Genomic DNA, 17,909 nt, shown 5'->3' on the forward strand with positions numbered 1-17,909 from the left:
TTTATAAATTCTTATCTCTTAAGAAAAATCATAAAGTTAAAGCTTATTGGACAATAAAAGAAACAAGGATGACTTTAAAAGTCATCCTTGTTTCTTTTATTATATATGGCTTTTAAGAGTATCTCAAAGTTTTGTTAACATGATAGAGTCAGTCTCTACTATTACTCTAATCCTTCTTGCACATCTTCAACCATTCCGGCGACAGAAGTTAAACCACCAGCAGCTAAATACCAATAGCTCGGGTCTACGTAAACAACGTTATCTTCTTGATAAGCAGTTGTTTGTTTAATGAGTTCATTTTCAATTGTTTCTTGTGCAGAAAATTCCTCATCACCAATTGCTGCGCCACGATCCATTACAAAAAGATAATCAGGGTTTGTTTCTAGTACATATTCAAAAGAAACATTTTGACCGTGAGATGAGTCCTCAATGTTTTCATCTGCAGCAGGTATCCCAAATTCATCATGGATAATACCGAAACGTGAACCAAGACCATAAGCACTCAATTCACCTTCATTTGCCAATGTAAACAGACCAGTAATTTCATTTGCTGTAGCAGTTTCATAAAGCGTTGCGATTGCTTCATCAATTTCAGCTAGTTTAGTCTCGACTAGCTCTGTTTCCCCAAAAATTTCACCAAGAAGAAGAGAGTTCTCTTGAAATGACTCTACGTAGTTAGCAGTATCTACTCCGACATGGATAGTTGGTGCGATCTCAGATAGTTCATCAAAAGCTTCAGCTGCACGACCAGAGATGATAATTAAGTCGGGCTCTAAGCCATAAATAGTTTCGAAGTCAGGCTCGAACAAAGTCCCTGCATTCTCATATTCCTCACCTTCGAACTCACCTAAGTATTCAGGGATATTTCCTTGAGGAACGGCAATAGGATCAACGCCAATTTCACGTAATGTATCTAAAACACCGTAATCAAAGACTACAACATTCTCTGGGTTTGTTGGTACAACAGTTTCTCCTAATTCGTGCTCTACAGTGATTTCGGCAGGAGTTTCTTCCACTTCCACTTCTGCGTTTCCTGAATTTTCATTGCTTTCATTTGCTGCGTTTTCCACTTCTGTGTTCTCGTTCTCACTTGCATTATTCTCTTGCTCCGTGCTTTCTTCGTTTGCTGCTGCATTGTTTTCGGCAGCGTTTGACTCCTCATTCGATCCGCAAGCTACTGTAAAGACAGCCAATAGCATTGACATAGAAATAATAGATAGTGATTTTTTCATGCTGGTAACACTCCTCTTTAAAATTTGTTTGTTTACTTCCCACACACAGAAACGTCTATGAGAAGTAAACACAGATTTGCTGATTATTAATGTTTTGAATTTGAATATCCATGTCGTAAATCTCCTTTAATGTGCCACTTTGAATGATATCGCATTTATGACCTTCTTTAACGATTTCTCCATTTTTAAGAGCAACAATGTAATCGGAATAACAAGATGCAAAATTAATGTCATGGATGACAAGAACAACGGTTTTGCCTAACTCATCAACCATACGACGAAGAACTTTCATTATTTGAACGGAATGCTTCATATCTAGATTGTTTAAAGGTTCATCGAGAAGAACATAGTCAGTGTCTTGAGCTACAACCATCGCGATGTAGGCACGTTGTCGCTGACCGCCACTGAGTTCGTCAAGATACTTCTCTTGCATGTCGCCAAGCTCCAGGTAGTCAATGGCCTCATCAATAAGACGCAAATCCTCTTTTTTCAAATTCCCCTGTGAATAAGGGAAGCGACCAAACGAAACGAGGTCTCTAACTGTAAGACGAAGGTTCGTGTGATTGGTTTGTTTTAGGATCGAAATCTTTTTAGCGAGATCGTTATCTTTTTGCTTACTAATGTCTTTGCCCTCGATATATACTTCCCCTTCATCTTTAACAATGAGGCGACTGATCATCGATAAAAGCGTACTTTTTCCAGCCCCGTTTGGACCGATAAATGTCGTAATTTTCCCTTTTTGTATGTTTACCGAGACATCCTTAATGACGGTTTTGTTGTTGTAGCTTTTAAAAAGTTTCAATGCTTCTACCATTATTTTCGCTCCCTTAACAATAAGTATAGGAAATAGACTCCACCGATAAAGTTAACAATAACACTTAACGTTGTACTGAATGTAAAGATTCGTTCAACGATCAGCTGACCGCCAATAAGTGCAATGATACTAATGAAGATACTCGCTGGAATAATTCTGCTGTGCTTATAGGTTTTCAGAAATTCATAAGTGACGTTAGCAACAAGTAATCCCAAGAAAGTGATTGGACCAACTAAAGCAGTCGCAATTGAAATGAGGATGGCGACGACTAATAACATTCGTTTCACAACTTTATCAAAAGGGACACCTAAATTAACAGCATGATCTTTTCCTAATGAAATGACGTCTAGATACTTCATATACCTTATACAATAGATACTCACAGCTATAAAGATAATTGTAGAAAGAAGAAGTAAATCAGAATTTACATTGTTAAAGCTAGCAAACATTCTATTCTGTATAGTCAGAAATTCATTCGGATCAATTAATACTTGCATAAAAGTTGTTAAGCTTGAGAAAAAAGTTCCTAAAATTAACCCAATCAATAACAGGAAGTAAATGTTGTTACCCTCTCCGCGAAACAAAAGCTGGTAAAAAATAAAGGAGAACAAAATCATTCCACCAGCAGTAATAATAAAGTTGAGATTGGCATTTGTCATTGCTATGCTCATGGATCCAAAAGTAAAAATAACAAACGTTTGGATTAACATGTAAAGGGAATCTAGACCGATAATGCTCGGTGTAAGAATACGATTATTTGTAATTGTTTGGAATAGAATGGTTGAAAAAGAAATCGCAGCACCGGTAATCAGAATTGCAAATAAATTTTTGGACCTTCTTGGAATGATATATTCCCAATTGCCTCCAGAATCAATAAGCATATAAATCGCTATTAATACGAGTGATCCAGCAACTAAAATAGTAAGTTTTGTTTTATAAGCCATATTTTTTCCTCCTTAACAGTAAAAAGAGGAAAAGGCCACTGCCAATAACTCCTACAGTTAATCCAATCGGTATTTCATATGGAAAAATAATTATCCTACCAAGCATATCGCAAATTAATACGAACACAGCTCCTAATGCAGCTGTATGAGGAAGGTTTTTCCTAATGTTGTCCCCACGGAAAATCGTAACGATGTTTGGGACAACCAAACCTAGGAATGGAATCATTCCGACCGTAATCACAACGGTTGAAGTAATGATTGCTACGATAATTAATCCAAGGTTAACGACCTGTCTGTAATTAAGACCAAGGTTTTTTGAGAAGTCTTCTCCCATCCCTGCTAACGTGAACCGATTAGCAAACATATAGGAAAGAAAAACGAGGGGAACGGCTATGTATAAAGTTTCATAGTTCCCGGACATCGTAGTTGCAAAGTTTCCTTGGAGCCATGCACTCATATTCTGGATTAAATCATATTTATAGGCGAAAAAAGTCGTAATTGAACCAATGATATTACCAAACATGAGTCCCACAAGCGGAATAAATATTGGGTCTTTAAATTTTACTTTGTCTAAAATTTTCATGAATAAGAATGTTCCTGCAATTGCAAACGCCATGGCGACTAACAACCGCGTTATTGGACCTGCCGAGGCAAAAACCATCATGGAGACGAGAATACCAAGGCGTGCTGAATCCATTGTTCCAGCAGTTGTTGGTGATACAAACTTGTTTCGGGTGAGTTGTTGCATAATTAATCCGGCAATACTCATACCGGTTCCTGCTATGATAATACTAACGAGACGAGGAATTCGACTCGTCCAAAATATATGTGATTGTTGATCCGTCATCGAAAACAGATCCATAGGTGAGAGTGGAGATACACCGATAAATAAAGACGAAAATGCTACAACAATTAAAAGAAAGATCAAATACTTGAGCTTCATAAAACTCCTCCAACGACGACTAATAAGAGAGACTGTTCCTCCAATCCTAGATTAGAGTAATTATTATCTAAACGATAATGAGATTCATTATCAATTAAAGGCCTAAATATTATTCTAGCAGTTTTTAAGTAGACTGCAAGGTTTTTTTGGAAAACTTATGGATTATTAAGAAAATCATTTAAAAAATGCGCTATAAACTGAGGAATTGGGGCGTTGTTGTTTACTTTTAAGGGAACAAGAAGCTAATAGGACCAGCCTTGCTGATTAAGAGTTATAAATCTTGATGCACTCCAAGTTTAGAAGAAGATAACAAATCTCGACATAATTCTAAGCAGATGGTTTTCATATGCGTTAAATTGGATTAGAATAATAAAGAGTATTGAATAGAATAAAAGTGAAGATTAAAAATAAATTTTAAAGAGGTACTTATAATGAATAATGATGAGATATATAATCAGTTAATCCAGATTACTAATAAGGAGAACGTGTTTAGGGATGAGCCTTTAAGGGCACATACACTAACTAAAATTGGTGGTAGTGCTGATTTTTTAGTCACACCTGAATCGTATAATGAAGTTGCAGATATTGTGAAATTGAAAAACAGTCATAACTTTTCCTTTATGCTGCTTGGAAATGGTTCAAACATGATCATTCGTGACGGCGGAATTCGCGGAGTGGTGCTAAACATGAAAAAACTGTCCAAGGTGTATGTTGAGAACGACAAACTCATTGCACAGGGCGGGGCGGATATAAAAGATGCTTCTCAACTGGCTTTGCAGCAAGAGTTAGCGGGATTAGAATTTGCTTGTGGTATTCCTGGATCTATAGGCGGTGCAATGATTATGAATGCCGGTGCTTATGGAGGGGAAGTCAAAGATGTTATTGACTACGTGAAAGTGGTGAATAGAGCCGGAGAGCTTCTTACTCTTTATAAGGGTGAATTAGAACTGAATTACAGATCAAGTATTCTCGGAAAAAATCAGGACATTGTATTGGAAGCGACGTTTCAACTTGAAAAAGGAGAGCCTCTGCTAATCAAAGAGAAAGTGGATGATTTTACTTTTCAAAGGGAGTCGAAGCAGCCACTTGAATATCCGTCTGTAGGAAGTGTTTTCAAACGCCCGCCTGGTTACTTTGCGGGAAAGCTTATTCAAGATAGTGGACTGCAAGGAAAAGGTGTTGGAGGAGCGGAAGTATCTTTGAAGCATGCTGGTTTTATCATTAATAGACGTGAAGCCACAGCATCTGATTATATTGCTACGATCAAGATGGTTCAGGACAAGGTCAGAGAAAATTTTGGAGTAGAACTTGAGTTAGAAGCAAAAATTGTAGGGGTGGATAAAATAGAATAAAAAAGAGCACTGAAAAAATAATTATTTACTCTTTTTTCAGTGCTCTTTTAACAGATAAGAAAGCATAAATTGACAGCTATCTTTACGCCACAAGTATCAAGGGAACCCCACCCTTGATACTTAAATGATAGTGGCTAAAAAGATCACGCTGTAATTTAATAAAAGACTGCTATGCCGTTTTTCTTATCTGTCTATTGGATTTTTTATTCTTTCTTTCGAATTCAAAAACCAGTGAACCATTTGATGCTCTTCGCCAGTTCGTATCATATCCACTTTCTCAAGAACACGTATCGACGCTCGATTATCATGTCTGCATTCAGCTTTGATAGATTGGACATTTTTCTGATGAAAAGCCCAATGCATTAATATTTTCAAAGATTCAGTCGCATATCCTTTTTCTCGTGAATGGGGTAGAATTCCATATCCGACTTCAACAGAAGAAAGGTGGTCCGGTTGACCTTTGAATCCTATGTCACCAATAACTTGTTCATGTTCGCGATGCAAAATCAGCCAAGGACCCCAACCGTATAACGAAGGTTCTTTATCAAGTTTTATTAAATGTCCTTGTATATGAGGTAGATCAAGATGAGGATCATTTTGAAGCAATGGTGATAGTTGGGAAGAACAAGCGGCCAGTATTAATCTATCCGTATAAAGAATTAACTCCATAGCGAGCTCCTTTCAAAGTTTGCCTTGTTACATAACCATAACATGATAGGGGGAGATTAAAAAACTGTATTTTAGAGAAGTCATTACAAGTTCTCATCTCCAAAACGGGATATGAGAACTGGAGAAACCATTGAGTTTCCTGTGCTGAAGGACCTGAATATTAACTGCAATGATAATAGCTTTATTTTAGGGTCAAAAAGAAGGACTGAAAAAGTACAATCGACTTTTCCAGTCCTTTCGGTTTCTATTAGATAGTTACGAGCAAACCTTCTTTTATAAACGCGGGTCGTCTAGGAGACGAGCCATTTCTTCTTTGTGTCCTGTTTCATCAGCAATGAAATCTTCAATTTTCACAACTAATTCTGTTAATCCTAAAGCTTCAGCTTGTTTCTTTCTTGTTTCATATCTTTCAATCGTTTCCTTCTCAGCTTTGTGTGCTTCGACTAACATGTCCTTAACATCATTAAGTTGTTTTACAGGTGCAGGAGTAGTAGTCGGAGTACCACCTAGTGTTTTAATTTTTTCTGACAAGTATAAAGCATGGCCTGCTTCGTCAGTTACTTCACTTTCGAAAAATGGCTTTAGTACTTGGCGATAAAGACCAGAGACAACCGCTGCATTGTAAGTGTACATGATAACTGCAGCATACTCATTTGCTAGATCCTCATTTAGTCCTTTTACTAGTTCTTTTGTCTTTGCGTCCATTATTAAATCATCCCTTCCTTATTTGAAGAAGTCTTGATCACTCTACTTATCTTTTTCCACATTTGAATTTAAATAAACATCTTTTCTGTGAACAGTTTGAGTCGAAGGGTTAGAAACGAAGCTTGAAGAAGCAGAAGGTTGCAACTCTAGCGGGAAAGCATTGCCCGCTGAAAGCTTTCGTCAGTAGCGGACTCAAGACCCTCTGTACTTAGTAATTTAACAAGCTTATGTAGAGCTGGAGCATCACACAAAAAAAGGACTACCCTATAAAAACAGGCATATAATTAATGAGGAAAAGGGGGGCGGAGATTATGGCGTTTCTCTCAGCTTTATTGATGATACTTTTCGTAAGTTTTGATGGGCTGATTTGGGGTGTTTTAATTGGATACAAAAGACATTACTTTCCATTTTTTCACTTTATTTTATTAACAGCAGGAACGGCTTTAATTTTATGGGCTTTTTACCATATGGGTATCATTATTGAAGACTTTATACCTTTTGAACTTTTTAATAAAATATCAGGTGCCATCCTGCTTATATTGAGTATTTATCATTTAATAGATGGAGAGGGAGTTTTTAAAAGAGCACTGCTATTAAAGGTTTTCATTATCGTTAATATTGATAACATAGGGTTTGGGTTGTCGGCTGGCTATTCTAACTTAAATGAGTATGTTCCAATTTTTGCAGGAGTACTATTTGGTGTTTTATTCTTGGTGGGGTTATATGTATCCTACCGATTACCGGTCTATAAGCTTCAGCAGTTAGGTGAACTTCTTCCGTTTCTCGTCCTCTTCAGCATGGGATTATTTAAGCTGCTAATATGAAAGAAATAAAAAGGGGTCTAAAAAGGGGTCAGACCCGCCAATATTTACCAAAAAGAGTTAGCCCAGTTTAGTGCCGGGCTAACTCTTTTTCCTGAAGAAAAGAAAGGGTATAGGATGACAGCTAGCTTTACGCCACACGCATCAAGGGAAACCCACCCTTTATGCTTAAGTGATGGTGGCGAAAGCTCACGCTGCAATTAATAAAAGACATTACGCGTTTTTCTTAGTTAAATACTTTTTGGTAATACGGTTCGTTTCATAAATAATGCAAGAATAAAGGAAATTATCGCAAAGATTAATCCTACTTGGAAGGAAGCTTGGACTCCAGCTGTCATTGCATTAGAAATGTTAATTGGTTCACTCGGATCATTAACCCCTTCAAGATAACTCGCTTGACCAGATGACATTATCCCAATGAATAAGGCGATTCCAATTGCTCCACTTACTTGCATCAGTGTGTTTATAACTGCTGTACCGTGAGGATAATAGGTTGGGGGTAGTTGATTCAACCCATTTGTTTGTCCGGGCATCATCACCATAGCAATCGCAATCATTAAGAACGAATGAAGCAAGATAAACACATATGCTGATGTATCTGTAGAGACCTGTGTAAACAACGCCATAACAACAACTAAAATAAATGTCCCTGGAATAACAAGGAATCTTGGTCCGAATCGGTCAAAAATTTTACCGGCTATAGGGGACATAATTCCATTTAGTACACCACCAGGAAGCAATGCTAAACCAGCGGCAAGTGCGGAAAAGGCTAAAGGCCCTTGGAGGTACATTGGTAGTATTATCATTGTTGAAAACATTGTCATCATCATAATAATTAATAGAACAGTTGTTAATGAAAACATTGGTGATTTGAATACCCGGAATTCAAGAATTGGTTCTTTTAGTTTTAATTGACGAGTGATGAACAAGAAAAGAGCAATAATGCTTATGATAATTGAGAGGTAAACTTCAGGATGTGACCAGCCTGCCTCACCTTCACCAATGCTGCTAAAACCAAATACAAGACCACCAAATCCGAGTGTAGATAAGATTATTGAAAGAACATCGACTCTCGGCTTGGTTACTATCGTTAGATTCTTTAAATAGACGAATGCAAAACCGATTGAGAAAAGCGAGAAAGGCAGAACAAAAATGAAAAGCCATCTCCAATCTAATGCTTCGATAATGAGTCCTGATATAGTTGGACCTATGGCAGGAGCAAACATGATAACTAAACCTACCATTCCCATTGCGGCTCCACGTTTTTCCGGTGGGTATAAAAATAAGATCGTATTCATTAATATAGGAATTAATAGTCCAGTTCCAGCCGCCTGAATTAATCGGCCAATGAGTAAGAGCGAAAAAGTCGGGGCGAATGCACAAATAATTGTTCCAATCGTAAACATAATCATTGCTCCGAGGAACATTTGTCTTGTCGTAAACCATCTTACTAATAGTGCTGAGATCGGAACTAGAACCCCAACAATTAACATAAAGCTTGTTGTTAACCATTGAACGGTAGACGCAGTAACTCCGAATGTAGCCATAAGATCTAAATAGGCTACATTTAATAATGTTTCATTTAAGATAGCAAAAAACACACCGATAAGTAATGAGATCATAATAGGCAGTTTTTTAATATCAGTATGCTTAATTTCTGTTTCTATGTTTGATTCTTCAATGTTGTTGGATTGCATGATAATACCTCCGAATTTCTAAATAGTTTCATAAAAATGATATAGTTAAAATAACTTAAGGTTTAATAATTAGCGGGATCTGTTCTTTTAAAATACGCAGGGGCTCACTGTTATCTTGAGTCACAGAGACAGTAAGTGCTCCTTCCAATGTACATTGCAGAAGAATGCCTAATTCTCTTGCTCTATCTTGTTTGAACCCATTTTCAATTAATTTATCAGCAAAAAGTCTTTGCCAACTTGTAAAAGCTTCAGAGCAAGCCTTTCTTAATTTTTCACTCATGGAGCAGGTCTCCAATGCAATTAAACCAATAGGAACACCCTCCACATCTTCAGGATGGCCTAAATGATCAACTAGATGTTGAACTACCGACTGAAGGGATTCTACAGGATCAGCAGAAGCAGTGAGTGTTTTATTTAATTGTTCTCGAACAATTTTGCCTGTATATTCAACCGCCTCTAAAGCAATTTGCTCTTTTCCTTCCGGGAAATGGTAATAAATAGAGCCTTTCGGTGATCCACTCTCCTTTATAATCTGATTTAAGCCAGTAGCATGATATCCTTGCACTTGGAATAGCTTAGAAGCTGTTTCAAGAATGTTTAACCGTGAGCTGGAACTACCCATATAAGAAACTCCTTCACAATAAATTATGACAACCGGTCTATATAATTGTGGCGACTTCTCCTTGAATAGTCAAGACTTATTTTTGTGAACATTTTTAAAGCGTTACTGTGAAGGGGTCAGTCCCCCCCATATATTTCCAGGGGGTGGTATTTGATAATAAATGTTATGCCGTTTTTCTTAATAAGTAATTGACTCTAACGTTACGTTATACTTTATCGTAAGAATAGAGAGGTGGTTAGGATGCTTAAAATTAAGGAGGTTGCAGATTTAGTAGGTGTAAGTGTTCGCACATTACATCATTATGATCAGATTGGATTATTAAAACCGGAAAAATTAGAAGAGAATGGGTATCGTCTATATAACCAGATAGAATTAGATCGATTACAGCAAATACTTTTCTTTAAAGAGATGGAAGTTCCTTTGCGTATGATAAAACGTATTTTAGACGATCCTTTTTTCGATCAAATGCACGCATTGAAAGTTCATAAAGATTTGCTATTAAAGAAGAGAGATCGCCTCGATCGAATTATAGATTCAATAAATTCGTCCATGGATAAGTTAAAAGGAGGAAGGGAAATGACAGATCAAGAACGTTTTGAACCATTTGGTATGACTGAAATTGAAGAACAGCAGAAGAAGTATGAAGCGGAAATAAAAGAGAAATACGGTCACACGAAAGCCTACAAAGAATCTCAACAAAAAACGAAAAACTATAAAGTGACAGACTGGGAAAAGATTCAACAAGAGGGAAACCACATATATGAGGAAATGGCTAAGCGAACAGCCAGTGGACCGCAAGATAGAAAGGTTCAAGAGCTTGTTGCTAGTTATCAACAACACATTACGGATAATTTCTATGAATGCACGACAGAGATCTATTCTGGGCTTGCTGATATGTATGTATCAGATGCCAGGTTCACAAAAAACATTGATAAATTCGGTGAAGGATTTGCTTTTTTTCTTCATGATGCAATAAAATTTTATTGCAGAAAATAGTGCCAAAAAAGTTACTCCGTATCTGAAAAAGACAGATCGATCATGCCAGCTTTGACTAATGGAGCAACTCCATTCATTACTATTTTTCTACATGAAGGAATAAACCAAGAATCCAAGACTGGCTGCAAAAATTAATAGTTCGTTCAATCCACCGGTCCTATATAAGGGTATTCCGGTTCGTTTTGATGTAAATGGATAGAGTAAAGGAATTCCTCCTCTGGAAAAAGAGTCTTCTATGATATGTAAGATCACTCCTGCAGATAGTCCAACTAAAAATTGACTTTCTGTATTCACAAGTAAAAATCCCATTAATGCGAGTACTAGTCCTGAGTGAGTAAGTCCACGATGACCAAAAAGAAACTTTATAATGCCTGATAAAACAGGTACTCTTCGCCCGAGCCATGATCTCGTTTCATCAATATCAGGAAGAACAGCTCCGAGTAGAAGTCCGGTAACTGTAACAGTAGACTCAACTGGAATGTTCAAAGGAGAATATGTCGTTAGCAAAACAGCTGCTGATAAAGAAGTTGTGATGTGTGTGTAATACCTCATGATGTTGCTCTCCTTTATTAATATAGTAAGAACAAGATCATATCAATAATTGGGGGAATTGAATAGAGGGGAAGAATTCAATTTTACCAAAGCGATACTCAATTACATAGTGCGTTTTACAAAAACGAAAAAAGACCAACGATTCCGTTGGCCTTTCAATCATGATATTAGTTGTTTTCTTCTTTCTCCGAATGCTTTTTAGATCTATCACAATTAGGAATAAACCCGTTTTCCTCGAGTTCACTAAATTTTTCATCCATATGAGCTTGCAGTTTTTGTGCTTTTTCTTCTGTGAAAACTCCGTATTCAACGTACTTGTTAATAATCTCCTTCTTTCGTTCGATGGCATCCTTTTGAAGCAAGGACATCTCCATACGCTGATCCTCGGTAAGTTCAACATCGTTAACACCCTCTGCACTCACTGGAGCAGATAATGTCGCTACAGAAAGCATGCAAACTGCTAGAAATCCAAATAAATATTTAACCATTCGATCTCTCCTTTAGTAATATTTCCCTTATCTTGCTCCGCCATCGATTATCTTATTCACAATCTTAATAAAAAGGGGTCTGACCCTATAATACAGTCCTATAAAAGGGCACCCCACTTCGCTTTGTTTTTCCATGATATTGTAAGGGAAGCAATGAATGACATTATAAAAAGGCCAACAAGTTTAGTTGGCCTTTAATTTTGCGAAATCAATAGTTTGTCCGGCACTGTTTTTCAAGGTTCATAATAATGTTTTTGTCATTTAAACTCTTTTTATGAACACATTTATTTCCATGTCATCATTAGAGATAATCTCCACTGTTTTATTATCTAAAATAAATATAGAAGGGGTAACTAATTCTCCAGTATCTTTCTTTATAGAAATAAATGGATTTAATGTTTGTAAATCATGAATTACGGTAGCTTTATATATTGTATCGACAAGCTCTAATGATACATTTTTACTTACGGAATTGTCAGGGTTGTGGAATGAGTACTTGTCACCTACTAAACCCCCTATAATAACGTTTTTGTAAATTACGTCAGCCAAGATGCCAGTGTGAATCGTACCTTCTCGTGAATTAAACTGTGTCTCTAGCATACCTTCCCCCGTGTACTCTATAGTGGTGTCCTTTATAGAGAGGCTCAAAGAGTTAATGTTCAGATTAGAAGAGTATGATATAGTCTCCAAGTCATGTTTGTCTGTCTGTAGAACGCAATTCTCAATATTTATCTCAACGGCTTGGGCTATATTGGTACCTGCCATTACAAAGTAAGAATTTTCGTATCCATCAGAAATACTAAGTGTGCTATTTGATATATTCATCCTTGTGCGTAAACCAGCATCAGAGTTAACTCCACCCCTAGCAATTAATTGGGTATCAAATATATCGCAACCTTTAATGTTCAAGGTGAATACCTCCATATCTGACCTCGATGATGTCGTAACAATACATCTGTTCAGGGTACAGTTTTTTACTGTAAGATGCCCAGAGTACTTAAAAATATCAATTTTCACGTTATGAAACTCGTTACCCTCTAGTACTTCTGGTCCAGCACCGTATATCATAAGTGAGGAGTGTTCTTCACCCATACCAATAAATTTATTTCTTTTTATGTTATCTCCCTCAAGTGTACCGCTTTGCCCATTTTTTAGAATGACATAGTTGCCCTCACACATGCCATTAGCTACCTGCAATCCTCCACCTATTACATGGTTACCCTGTACTATGCACTCATAACTTGCGTTTCCTAATACTATATTTCCATTACAGTAGTTCCCTATCACTTGGATAGCCCCTAGTAAGCTTGTTCCCGATGATGTTATAGGATTGCCAGTTTGTATATAATTCCCTGATATGTGACCATACTCCATTCCGTACACCCTAATTCCCCAACCGCAATTATTTATAACATTGTTCTCTATAAATGCGGAATACACACCTATAAGCATCCCGTGAAAACTTCCGTATATATGATTACCTCTTATAATAGTATTGTCTCCATAAGAGTCTTCTTGATTAATCCCGTACCTTGTAGAGTCTGGAAATGTAGGTACACCTCCGTGCATCCATCCATTACTAGAACCATTATCTCGTAGTTCATTATACTGTATGACATTATAAGACCCGCCAGGGGTTATACCACCTCTATGACCGTCAACAATCTCGTTGTATTCAACCAGGTTATGGTGTACGCCTCCGTAGTTAATGAAAATTTGCATATTTTTACTAGCATTGGTTTCTCCGATATACACCATTCTAAAGTGGGTAGCAAGTGGGGGTACAGTCACTGGTGCATGTACTTTGTTGTTTGTTAGTCTTCCTAGATAATCCCCATTACTATAGTAGTATACGTCAAAGCGTTTACTTAGTATGTTCGTGGTTCTTGAATACCCTTGACCACTCAAGGAAAGTATTGGGCTAATGTTTTCACCGTTTTCTCTCGGTATAGTTATTAGTGCGGATACTACGGAGTTTGCTTCCTCATCCTCTATCACATTCCCTTCACTATTATCCACATAACCCACAACTTGATGATTCCCCTGACCAGACGTACCAGTACGTACAGATCCAGTAGAGCTAAAACTGACACAATCTCCCATGTATCCTGCGACATAACAGTTGCTGACAGAACAGTAGGATGAGCCTCCAGTAAGTAGAACACCATAAGTCCATTCTACCCACCTTTCTTCACTATGGATAAAGCTTCTTTCGTATTTACACCCAATAATCCTACCATTTTTAAGGTGGGCATTTCGTACATTTCTAAACGAAATTGTGTTACCTCCAAATCTATGGGTGCCATTACTAGACGTATCAAAAGGAGACCTACTATCGGAGTCATACATGACTTTAAGTGTGGAACCTCCAAGGTTAAGGGTCTGATAATCCTGTGGTAGTATTTCATAAGGATAACATATGGAGTAGTCTCCCTTGGGAAGGATAACTTCTGAGTAGCCAGCTTCAAACGCATGCATAAGTGCATCGTTAATGCCATCAACATTCCCTTTTGCTTTATAATAGTCTTCTTCTACATAGGGCTTCTCTGGAAATCCTGTCTCAATTCCCCACCTACTAAGCTCAATGGCGAAAGTTCCTCTACTTGGCGATACTTTCCACTCTCCTTGGATGCTTAGAAGAATATCATCGCTTGTTACCCCGTCGGTAGGTATTCCCTCTGACTTTATAGGTTTCCAGATACCATCTTCATAAGATAACACATGACCTTGAGAAGGAGGAATCGTTGAAACGTCTACATCCGTTAGACCATTTAAACTAGTGGCGCCATTTCCGTTTCCCTGGGGAAGAGATTTCGATACAAACATTTGCTGTTCCGAATCGTATTGTAGCGCGTTCCCATTTGTCCGGTCTGTTGCATCTACATCGGTTAGATTTGAAAGGGAATGCGTGTGGCTAGTAGTAGCTTTTGAATCGAACTCAGTTGTTAGTTTGCTTGCTGACCACGCTTCATTATCACTAATTGAATCATCATTAATAGTGACAAACGTGGCAGGTAAATCCTCAATATTCGCTTTCAAGTCAAGTGCTTCTAAGATAGCTTGATCGTTGTAAACTTGAAGTTCTTCACCATCTACAATGATAAATCCATTATCTTCACTTACAGATATATTAGACCCGGTTTCATTGGGAATATCACTCTTCTTAGCAAGTGAAATATTACCATTTGATGAACCAATGAACAGCTCTTGTGTATCTGTACTATAGCCAAATTCACCTTCATCTAACGAAGGTAGGTTCACTAATAATTCACGTCTAATTATAATTTTGTAAGCCATTGTATCACCTTCCTATTAGGTCGATTGATGTTCCATGCTTCAAAAATCCCCCTCTCTTTATTGGCACTCCTCTCTGATTTTTTATTTAGGTGCTACTGAACAACTCCAGGGAAGAGACGTGGATTTATAAGAGTAGGGATGACGCTTACATTGCTTCTTTTCCCGCGGAGGAGCGGGGCAAGCCTTTCGGTGTATTGCTTTGCTCTTTCTTCCGCAGGAGCCTTCGTTATTGCAGAGGCATTTTGCATCATCTCTGCGAATTTAAAAGGGTAATCTCTTGAGACTCAAAGATCTTATTGTTGTTCAGCATCCTTTTTCTATTATTATGTAATCAGCTTTCTACTGCTTGTATGTTTGTTCTCAATCAAGCGTGGAAATCCTATACGTCCTTAGGATCTTTTTAATCAAGTATGAAAAAAGGCCAACTATTTCGTTGGCCTTTCGATCTTTTACTCGTCATTTTCTTCTTCCGAGTGCTTTTCTGACCAATCACAGTTTGGTATAAAACCATTCTCTTCCTCCTTAAGTTCCCTCCCATAATGTGGGAAATTATTTTTATAGAGGAACGTCAACTATAAGGAATAAATTGATGGTAAGATAAAGGATACTAAATGAGTGTTGGCGAGGGATAGTTCATGATTGGAAATTTTGTTTTTGCACTTGCGATTGTGATAATAGGTTTATTAGTAGGCAAAGGACTCAGGGTTCTTTTAGATAAAGGTACAATATCGTCACCGGAAAAAATGCATCGGATATTAAAAGGCTCAACAATGTCTGCATTGCTAGTTGTTAATCCACTGATTATTTTCGGTGCGTTTTGGTATGTTCAGTTAGATGATTTGAGATTAATCGTTATACCAATATTAGGAGCGATAGCTATTGCATTAGGTGGCGGTCTATCCTTGTATGCGGCTAAGTGGCTGAAGTTAGGCAGAAAACAGCAAGGATCCATGTTTGCTTCCGGTACGTTTACAAACTTAGGGAGTTTTGGGAACTTATTTTGTTTTGTTTTTTTAGGAGAAGCAAGTCTTGTTTTCGTAGCGTTATTTAGATTGTTCGAAGATCTAATATACTATGCAGTAGGTTTTCCGGTTGCCCAGTCTTATGGGGAAAATCAAGGATTAAAAGAGAAGTCCCTCTTAAAAAAGTTAGCAACAAATCCCTTTATCATTATTACACTTATTGCGATAGTTATAGGTGGAAGTTTGAACCTGTCTCCGTGGGAACGTCCAGCGTTTTACGCGGATTTAAACAGTGTCCTGGTTCCTATTTTTACGATCTTGCTCGTTGTCCCTACAGGATTTAATTTACAAGTAGGAAAGGTTAAAGGGTACTTAAAAGAAAGCTTCGTTGTTGCGGCGATCAAGTATGGAATTGTTCCTGTTGCTGTAACAATTCTCGCACTTATGTTTGGACTTAGAGAGGTTTATGACGGCATTGCATTCAAAACAATCATTATCCTATCGGCGATGCCCCCTGGATTTACTTCTTTAGTGCCACCTCAACTGTTCAATTTGGATAAGGATCTAGCAAATTCCAGTTGGTTTATAACAACAGTTTTATTGATCTTTGTTTTGCCTGTCTTGTATCTGATGACGCTCTATCTATAGGATATAGACACTTCTATTTTGATAGTACGTGATCGATAAGGGGTTAATGAAGTGAAAGGATAACAATCCGCAGAAGACTTTCATCCTATTTAACATTGTCCTTTCAACACCACTTTCTAAAAAGGGGGCTAAAAAAGGGGTCAGACCCCTTTTTTAGCCCCCCCAGAAAATGGGAAACCACAGTAATACCGAAATAATACATTTCCTTAATGTTTCACAATTCTTCACAGGATGTTCATCCTCTGTTCATAAACTATTGATATGATATAACTATAGATTAAATATAGGTTATTCATAAGTTTGGAAATCAATGGAGGTTTATGAAGATGAGCGAAAAATCAAAGATTTGGAAAGCCTTTTTACTTCCGTATAAATTTGCCCTGGATGAAATGAAAACAAAAATTAATATTATGGTAGAAGAAGCTAAATATATGCGGGATGAAAATATGATCGAGCATGTTAAAACTCGCCTGAAAACACCGGAAAGTATCGTGTCTAAGTTAAACAGAAAAAAACTTAAAGTCTCGGTTAGTTCTGCTAGAGAAAACTTGTATGATATCGCTGGAGTGAGGGTAGTTTGTCCTTTTTCCTCAGATGTATATGATATGTACGAACTGTTAATGAAAAGAAAGGACCTCTGTGTTGTAGATGTGAAGGATTATATTCGATTTCCAAAACCGAATGGCTACCAAAGTTTACATATGATTATAGAGGTTCCGATAACACTCTCGGATCGTGTGGAATATGTAAATGTCGAAGTTCAATTACGAACACTTGCAATGGATTTTTGGGCAAGCCTAGAACATAAAATTTACTATAAATATGACAAGACAATTCCTAAACATTTGGAAAAAGGTCTATTAGAAGCAGCTAAAACAGCAAGTGCAATGGATGAAAAGATGAAAGACATTCACGATGAAGTTAAACGTATGGACCATACTGGAGGAGCGTCATCGAAAATAGTATCTATCACAGGACCACATGTTAAGGAGGAGATGAATCGTGATGGTTAAATACAAAAAGAAAACATCCTCAGAATTAGTCCTAGAATTACGTAACAAAGGTATTCAAGCCGCACTTTGTATACGTCCCGAAAAAATCCAGCATAAAGGCTGTTAACAATAAATTAATTAAAGATTAAATGAAAGCTTGTGAGTCCCCCCTCAT

16 protein-coding genes are annotated in these 17,909 nt (G+C 37.4%); 5 read left to right on the top strand and 11 right to left on the bottom strand.

Annotated features, from left to right (window positions below; all coding sequences use genetic code 11):
- Positions 1–161: 161 nt before the first annotated feature.
- Genes CEF18_RS24860 through CEF18_RS24875 form a run of 4 tightly spaced genes read right to left on the bottom strand, consistent with a single transcriptional unit; the run spans position 162 to position 3,933 of the window.
- Complete coding sequence (locus tag CEF18_RS24860; RefSeq protein WP_110939182.1) at positions 162–1,232, bottom strand: siderophore ABC transporter substrate-binding protein; 1,071 nt, start codon at positions 1,230–1,232, stop codon at positions 162–164.
- Positions 1,233–1,287: 55 nt separating this feature from the next.
- Positions 1,288–2,046 (bottom strand): iron ABC transporter ATP-binding protein, encoded by a 759-nt coding sequence (locus CEF18_RS24865; protein WP_110939183.1) that lies wholly within the window; start codon positions 2,044–2,046, stop codon positions 1,288–1,290.
- Positions 2,046–2,990, bottom strand: coding sequence for an iron chelate uptake ABC transporter family permease subunit (locus CEF18_RS24870; protein ID WP_110939184.1), 945 nt, complete (start codon positions 2,988–2,990; stop codon positions 2,046–2,048). Before CEF18_RS24870 ends, CEF18_RS24865 begins: the two co-directional genes overlap by 1 nt.
- Positions 2,980–3,933, bottom strand: coding sequence for an ABC transporter permease (locus tag CEF18_RS24875; protein WP_110939185.1), 954 nt, complete (start codon positions 3,931–3,933; stop codon positions 2,980–2,982). Before CEF18_RS24875 ends, CEF18_RS24870 begins: the two co-directional genes overlap by 11 nt.
- Positions 3,934–4,361: 428 nt before the next feature.
- On the opposite strand from CEF18_RS24875, the gene murB reads away from it, so the two are divergent.
- Positions 4,362–5,285 carry a UDP-N-acetylmuramate dehydrogenase gene (gene murB / locus CEF18_RS24880; RefSeq protein ID WP_110939186.1) on the top strand — a complete coding sequence of 308 codons (924 nt, stop codon included), beginning with the start codon at positions 4,362–4,364 and terminating at the stop codon, positions 5,283–5,285.
- A gap of 183 nt (positions 5,286–5,468) precedes the next feature.
- Here the strand turns inward: murB and CEF18_RS24885 are convergent, their stop codons facing one another.
- Together CEF18_RS24885 and CEF18_RS24890 are read right to left on the bottom strand one after the other, a co-directional pair.
- Positions 5,469–5,954, bottom strand: coding sequence for a GNAT family N-acetyltransferase (locus CEF18_RS24885; protein WP_110939187.1), 486 nt, complete (start codon positions 5,952–5,954; stop codon positions 5,469–5,471).
- 273 nt (positions 5,955–6,227) lie between these two features.
- Positions 6,228–6,659: a ferritin-like domain-containing protein gene (locus tag CEF18_RS24890; protein WP_110939188.1), complete on the bottom strand. Its 432-nt coding sequence runs from the start codon at positions 6,657–6,659 to the stop codon at positions 6,228–6,230.
- 311 nt (positions 6,660–6,970) lie between these two features.
- Between CEF18_RS24890 and CEF18_RS24895 the strand changes: the two genes are divergently transcribed.
- Positions 6,971–7,483 carry a hypothetical protein gene (locus CEF18_RS24895; protein WP_110939189.1) on the top strand — a complete coding sequence of 171 codons (513 nt, stop codon included), beginning with the start codon at positions 6,971–6,973 and terminating at the stop codon, positions 7,481–7,483.
- Between the two features lie 227 nt (positions 7,484–7,710).
- Here CEF18_RS24895 and CEF18_RS24900 read toward each other — a convergent pair whose 3' ends face one another.
- Both CEF18_RS24900 and CEF18_RS24905 read right to left on the bottom strand, forming a co-directional pair.
- Positions 7,711–9,177, bottom strand: a complete 1,467-nt coding sequence (locus tag CEF18_RS24900) for an MDR family MFS transporter (protein WP_110939190.1) — start codon at positions 9,175–9,177, stop codon at positions 7,711–7,713.
- 55 nt (positions 9,178–9,232) lie between these two features.
- Positions 9,233–9,799, bottom strand: coding sequence for a TetR/AcrR family transcriptional regulator (locus CEF18_RS24905; RefSeq protein ID WP_110939191.1), 567 nt, complete (start codon positions 9,797–9,799; stop codon positions 9,233–9,235).
- Positions 9,800–10,039: 240 nt separating this feature from the next.
- On the opposite strand from CEF18_RS24905, the gene CEF18_RS24910 reads away from it, so the two are divergent.
- Entirely contained in the window at positions 10,040–10,795 is a 756-nt protein-coding gene (locus tag CEF18_RS24910; protein ID WP_110939192.1) for a MerR family transcriptional regulator, read from the top strand.
- A gap of 87 nt (positions 10,796–10,882) precedes the next feature.
- Here CEF18_RS24910 and CEF18_RS24915 read toward each other — a convergent pair whose 3' ends face one another.
- From CEF18_RS24915 to CEF18_RS24925, 3 genes are all read right to left on the bottom strand, one after another.
- Positions 10,883–11,347 carry a metal-dependent hydrolase gene (locus tag CEF18_RS24915; protein WP_110939193.1) on the bottom strand — a complete coding sequence of 155 codons (465 nt, stop codon included), beginning with the start codon at positions 11,345–11,347 and terminating at the stop codon, positions 10,883–10,885.
- 167 nt (positions 11,348–11,514) lie between these two features.
- Positions 11,515–11,835 (bottom strand): YckD family protein, encoded by a 321-nt coding sequence (locus tag CEF18_RS24920; protein WP_110939194.1) that lies wholly within the window; start codon positions 11,833–11,835, stop codon positions 11,515–11,517.
- A 261-nt stretch (positions 11,836–12,096) separates the two neighbouring features.
- Positions 12,097–15,096, bottom strand: a complete 3,000-nt coding sequence (locus CEF18_RS24925; RefSeq protein ID WP_147422002.1) for a right-handed parallel beta-helix repeat-containing protein — start codon at positions 15,094–15,096, stop codon at positions 12,097–12,099.
- A 671-nt stretch (positions 15,097–15,767) separates the two neighbouring features.
- On the opposite strand from CEF18_RS24925, the gene CEF18_RS24930 reads away from it, so the two are divergent.
- Complete coding sequence (locus CEF18_RS24930; protein ID WP_110939196.1) at positions 15,768–16,742, top strand: AEC family transporter; 975 nt, start codon at positions 15,768–15,770, stop codon at positions 16,740–16,742.
- A 326-nt stretch (positions 16,743–17,068) separates the two neighbouring features.
- Positions 17,069–17,755, top strand: a complete 687-nt coding sequence (locus CEF18_RS24935; protein ID WP_110939197.1) for a GTP pyrophosphokinase — start codon at positions 17,069–17,071, stop codon at positions 17,753–17,755.
- The last annotated feature ends 154 nt before the right edge of the window (positions 17,756–17,909 follow it).

It is taken from the genome of Salipaludibacillus neizhouensis (assembly GCF_002886185.1).
GTDB classification, from domain to species: domain Bacteria; phylum Bacillota; class Bacilli; order Bacillales; family Salisediminibacteriaceae; genus Salipaludibacillus; species Salipaludibacillus neizhouensis.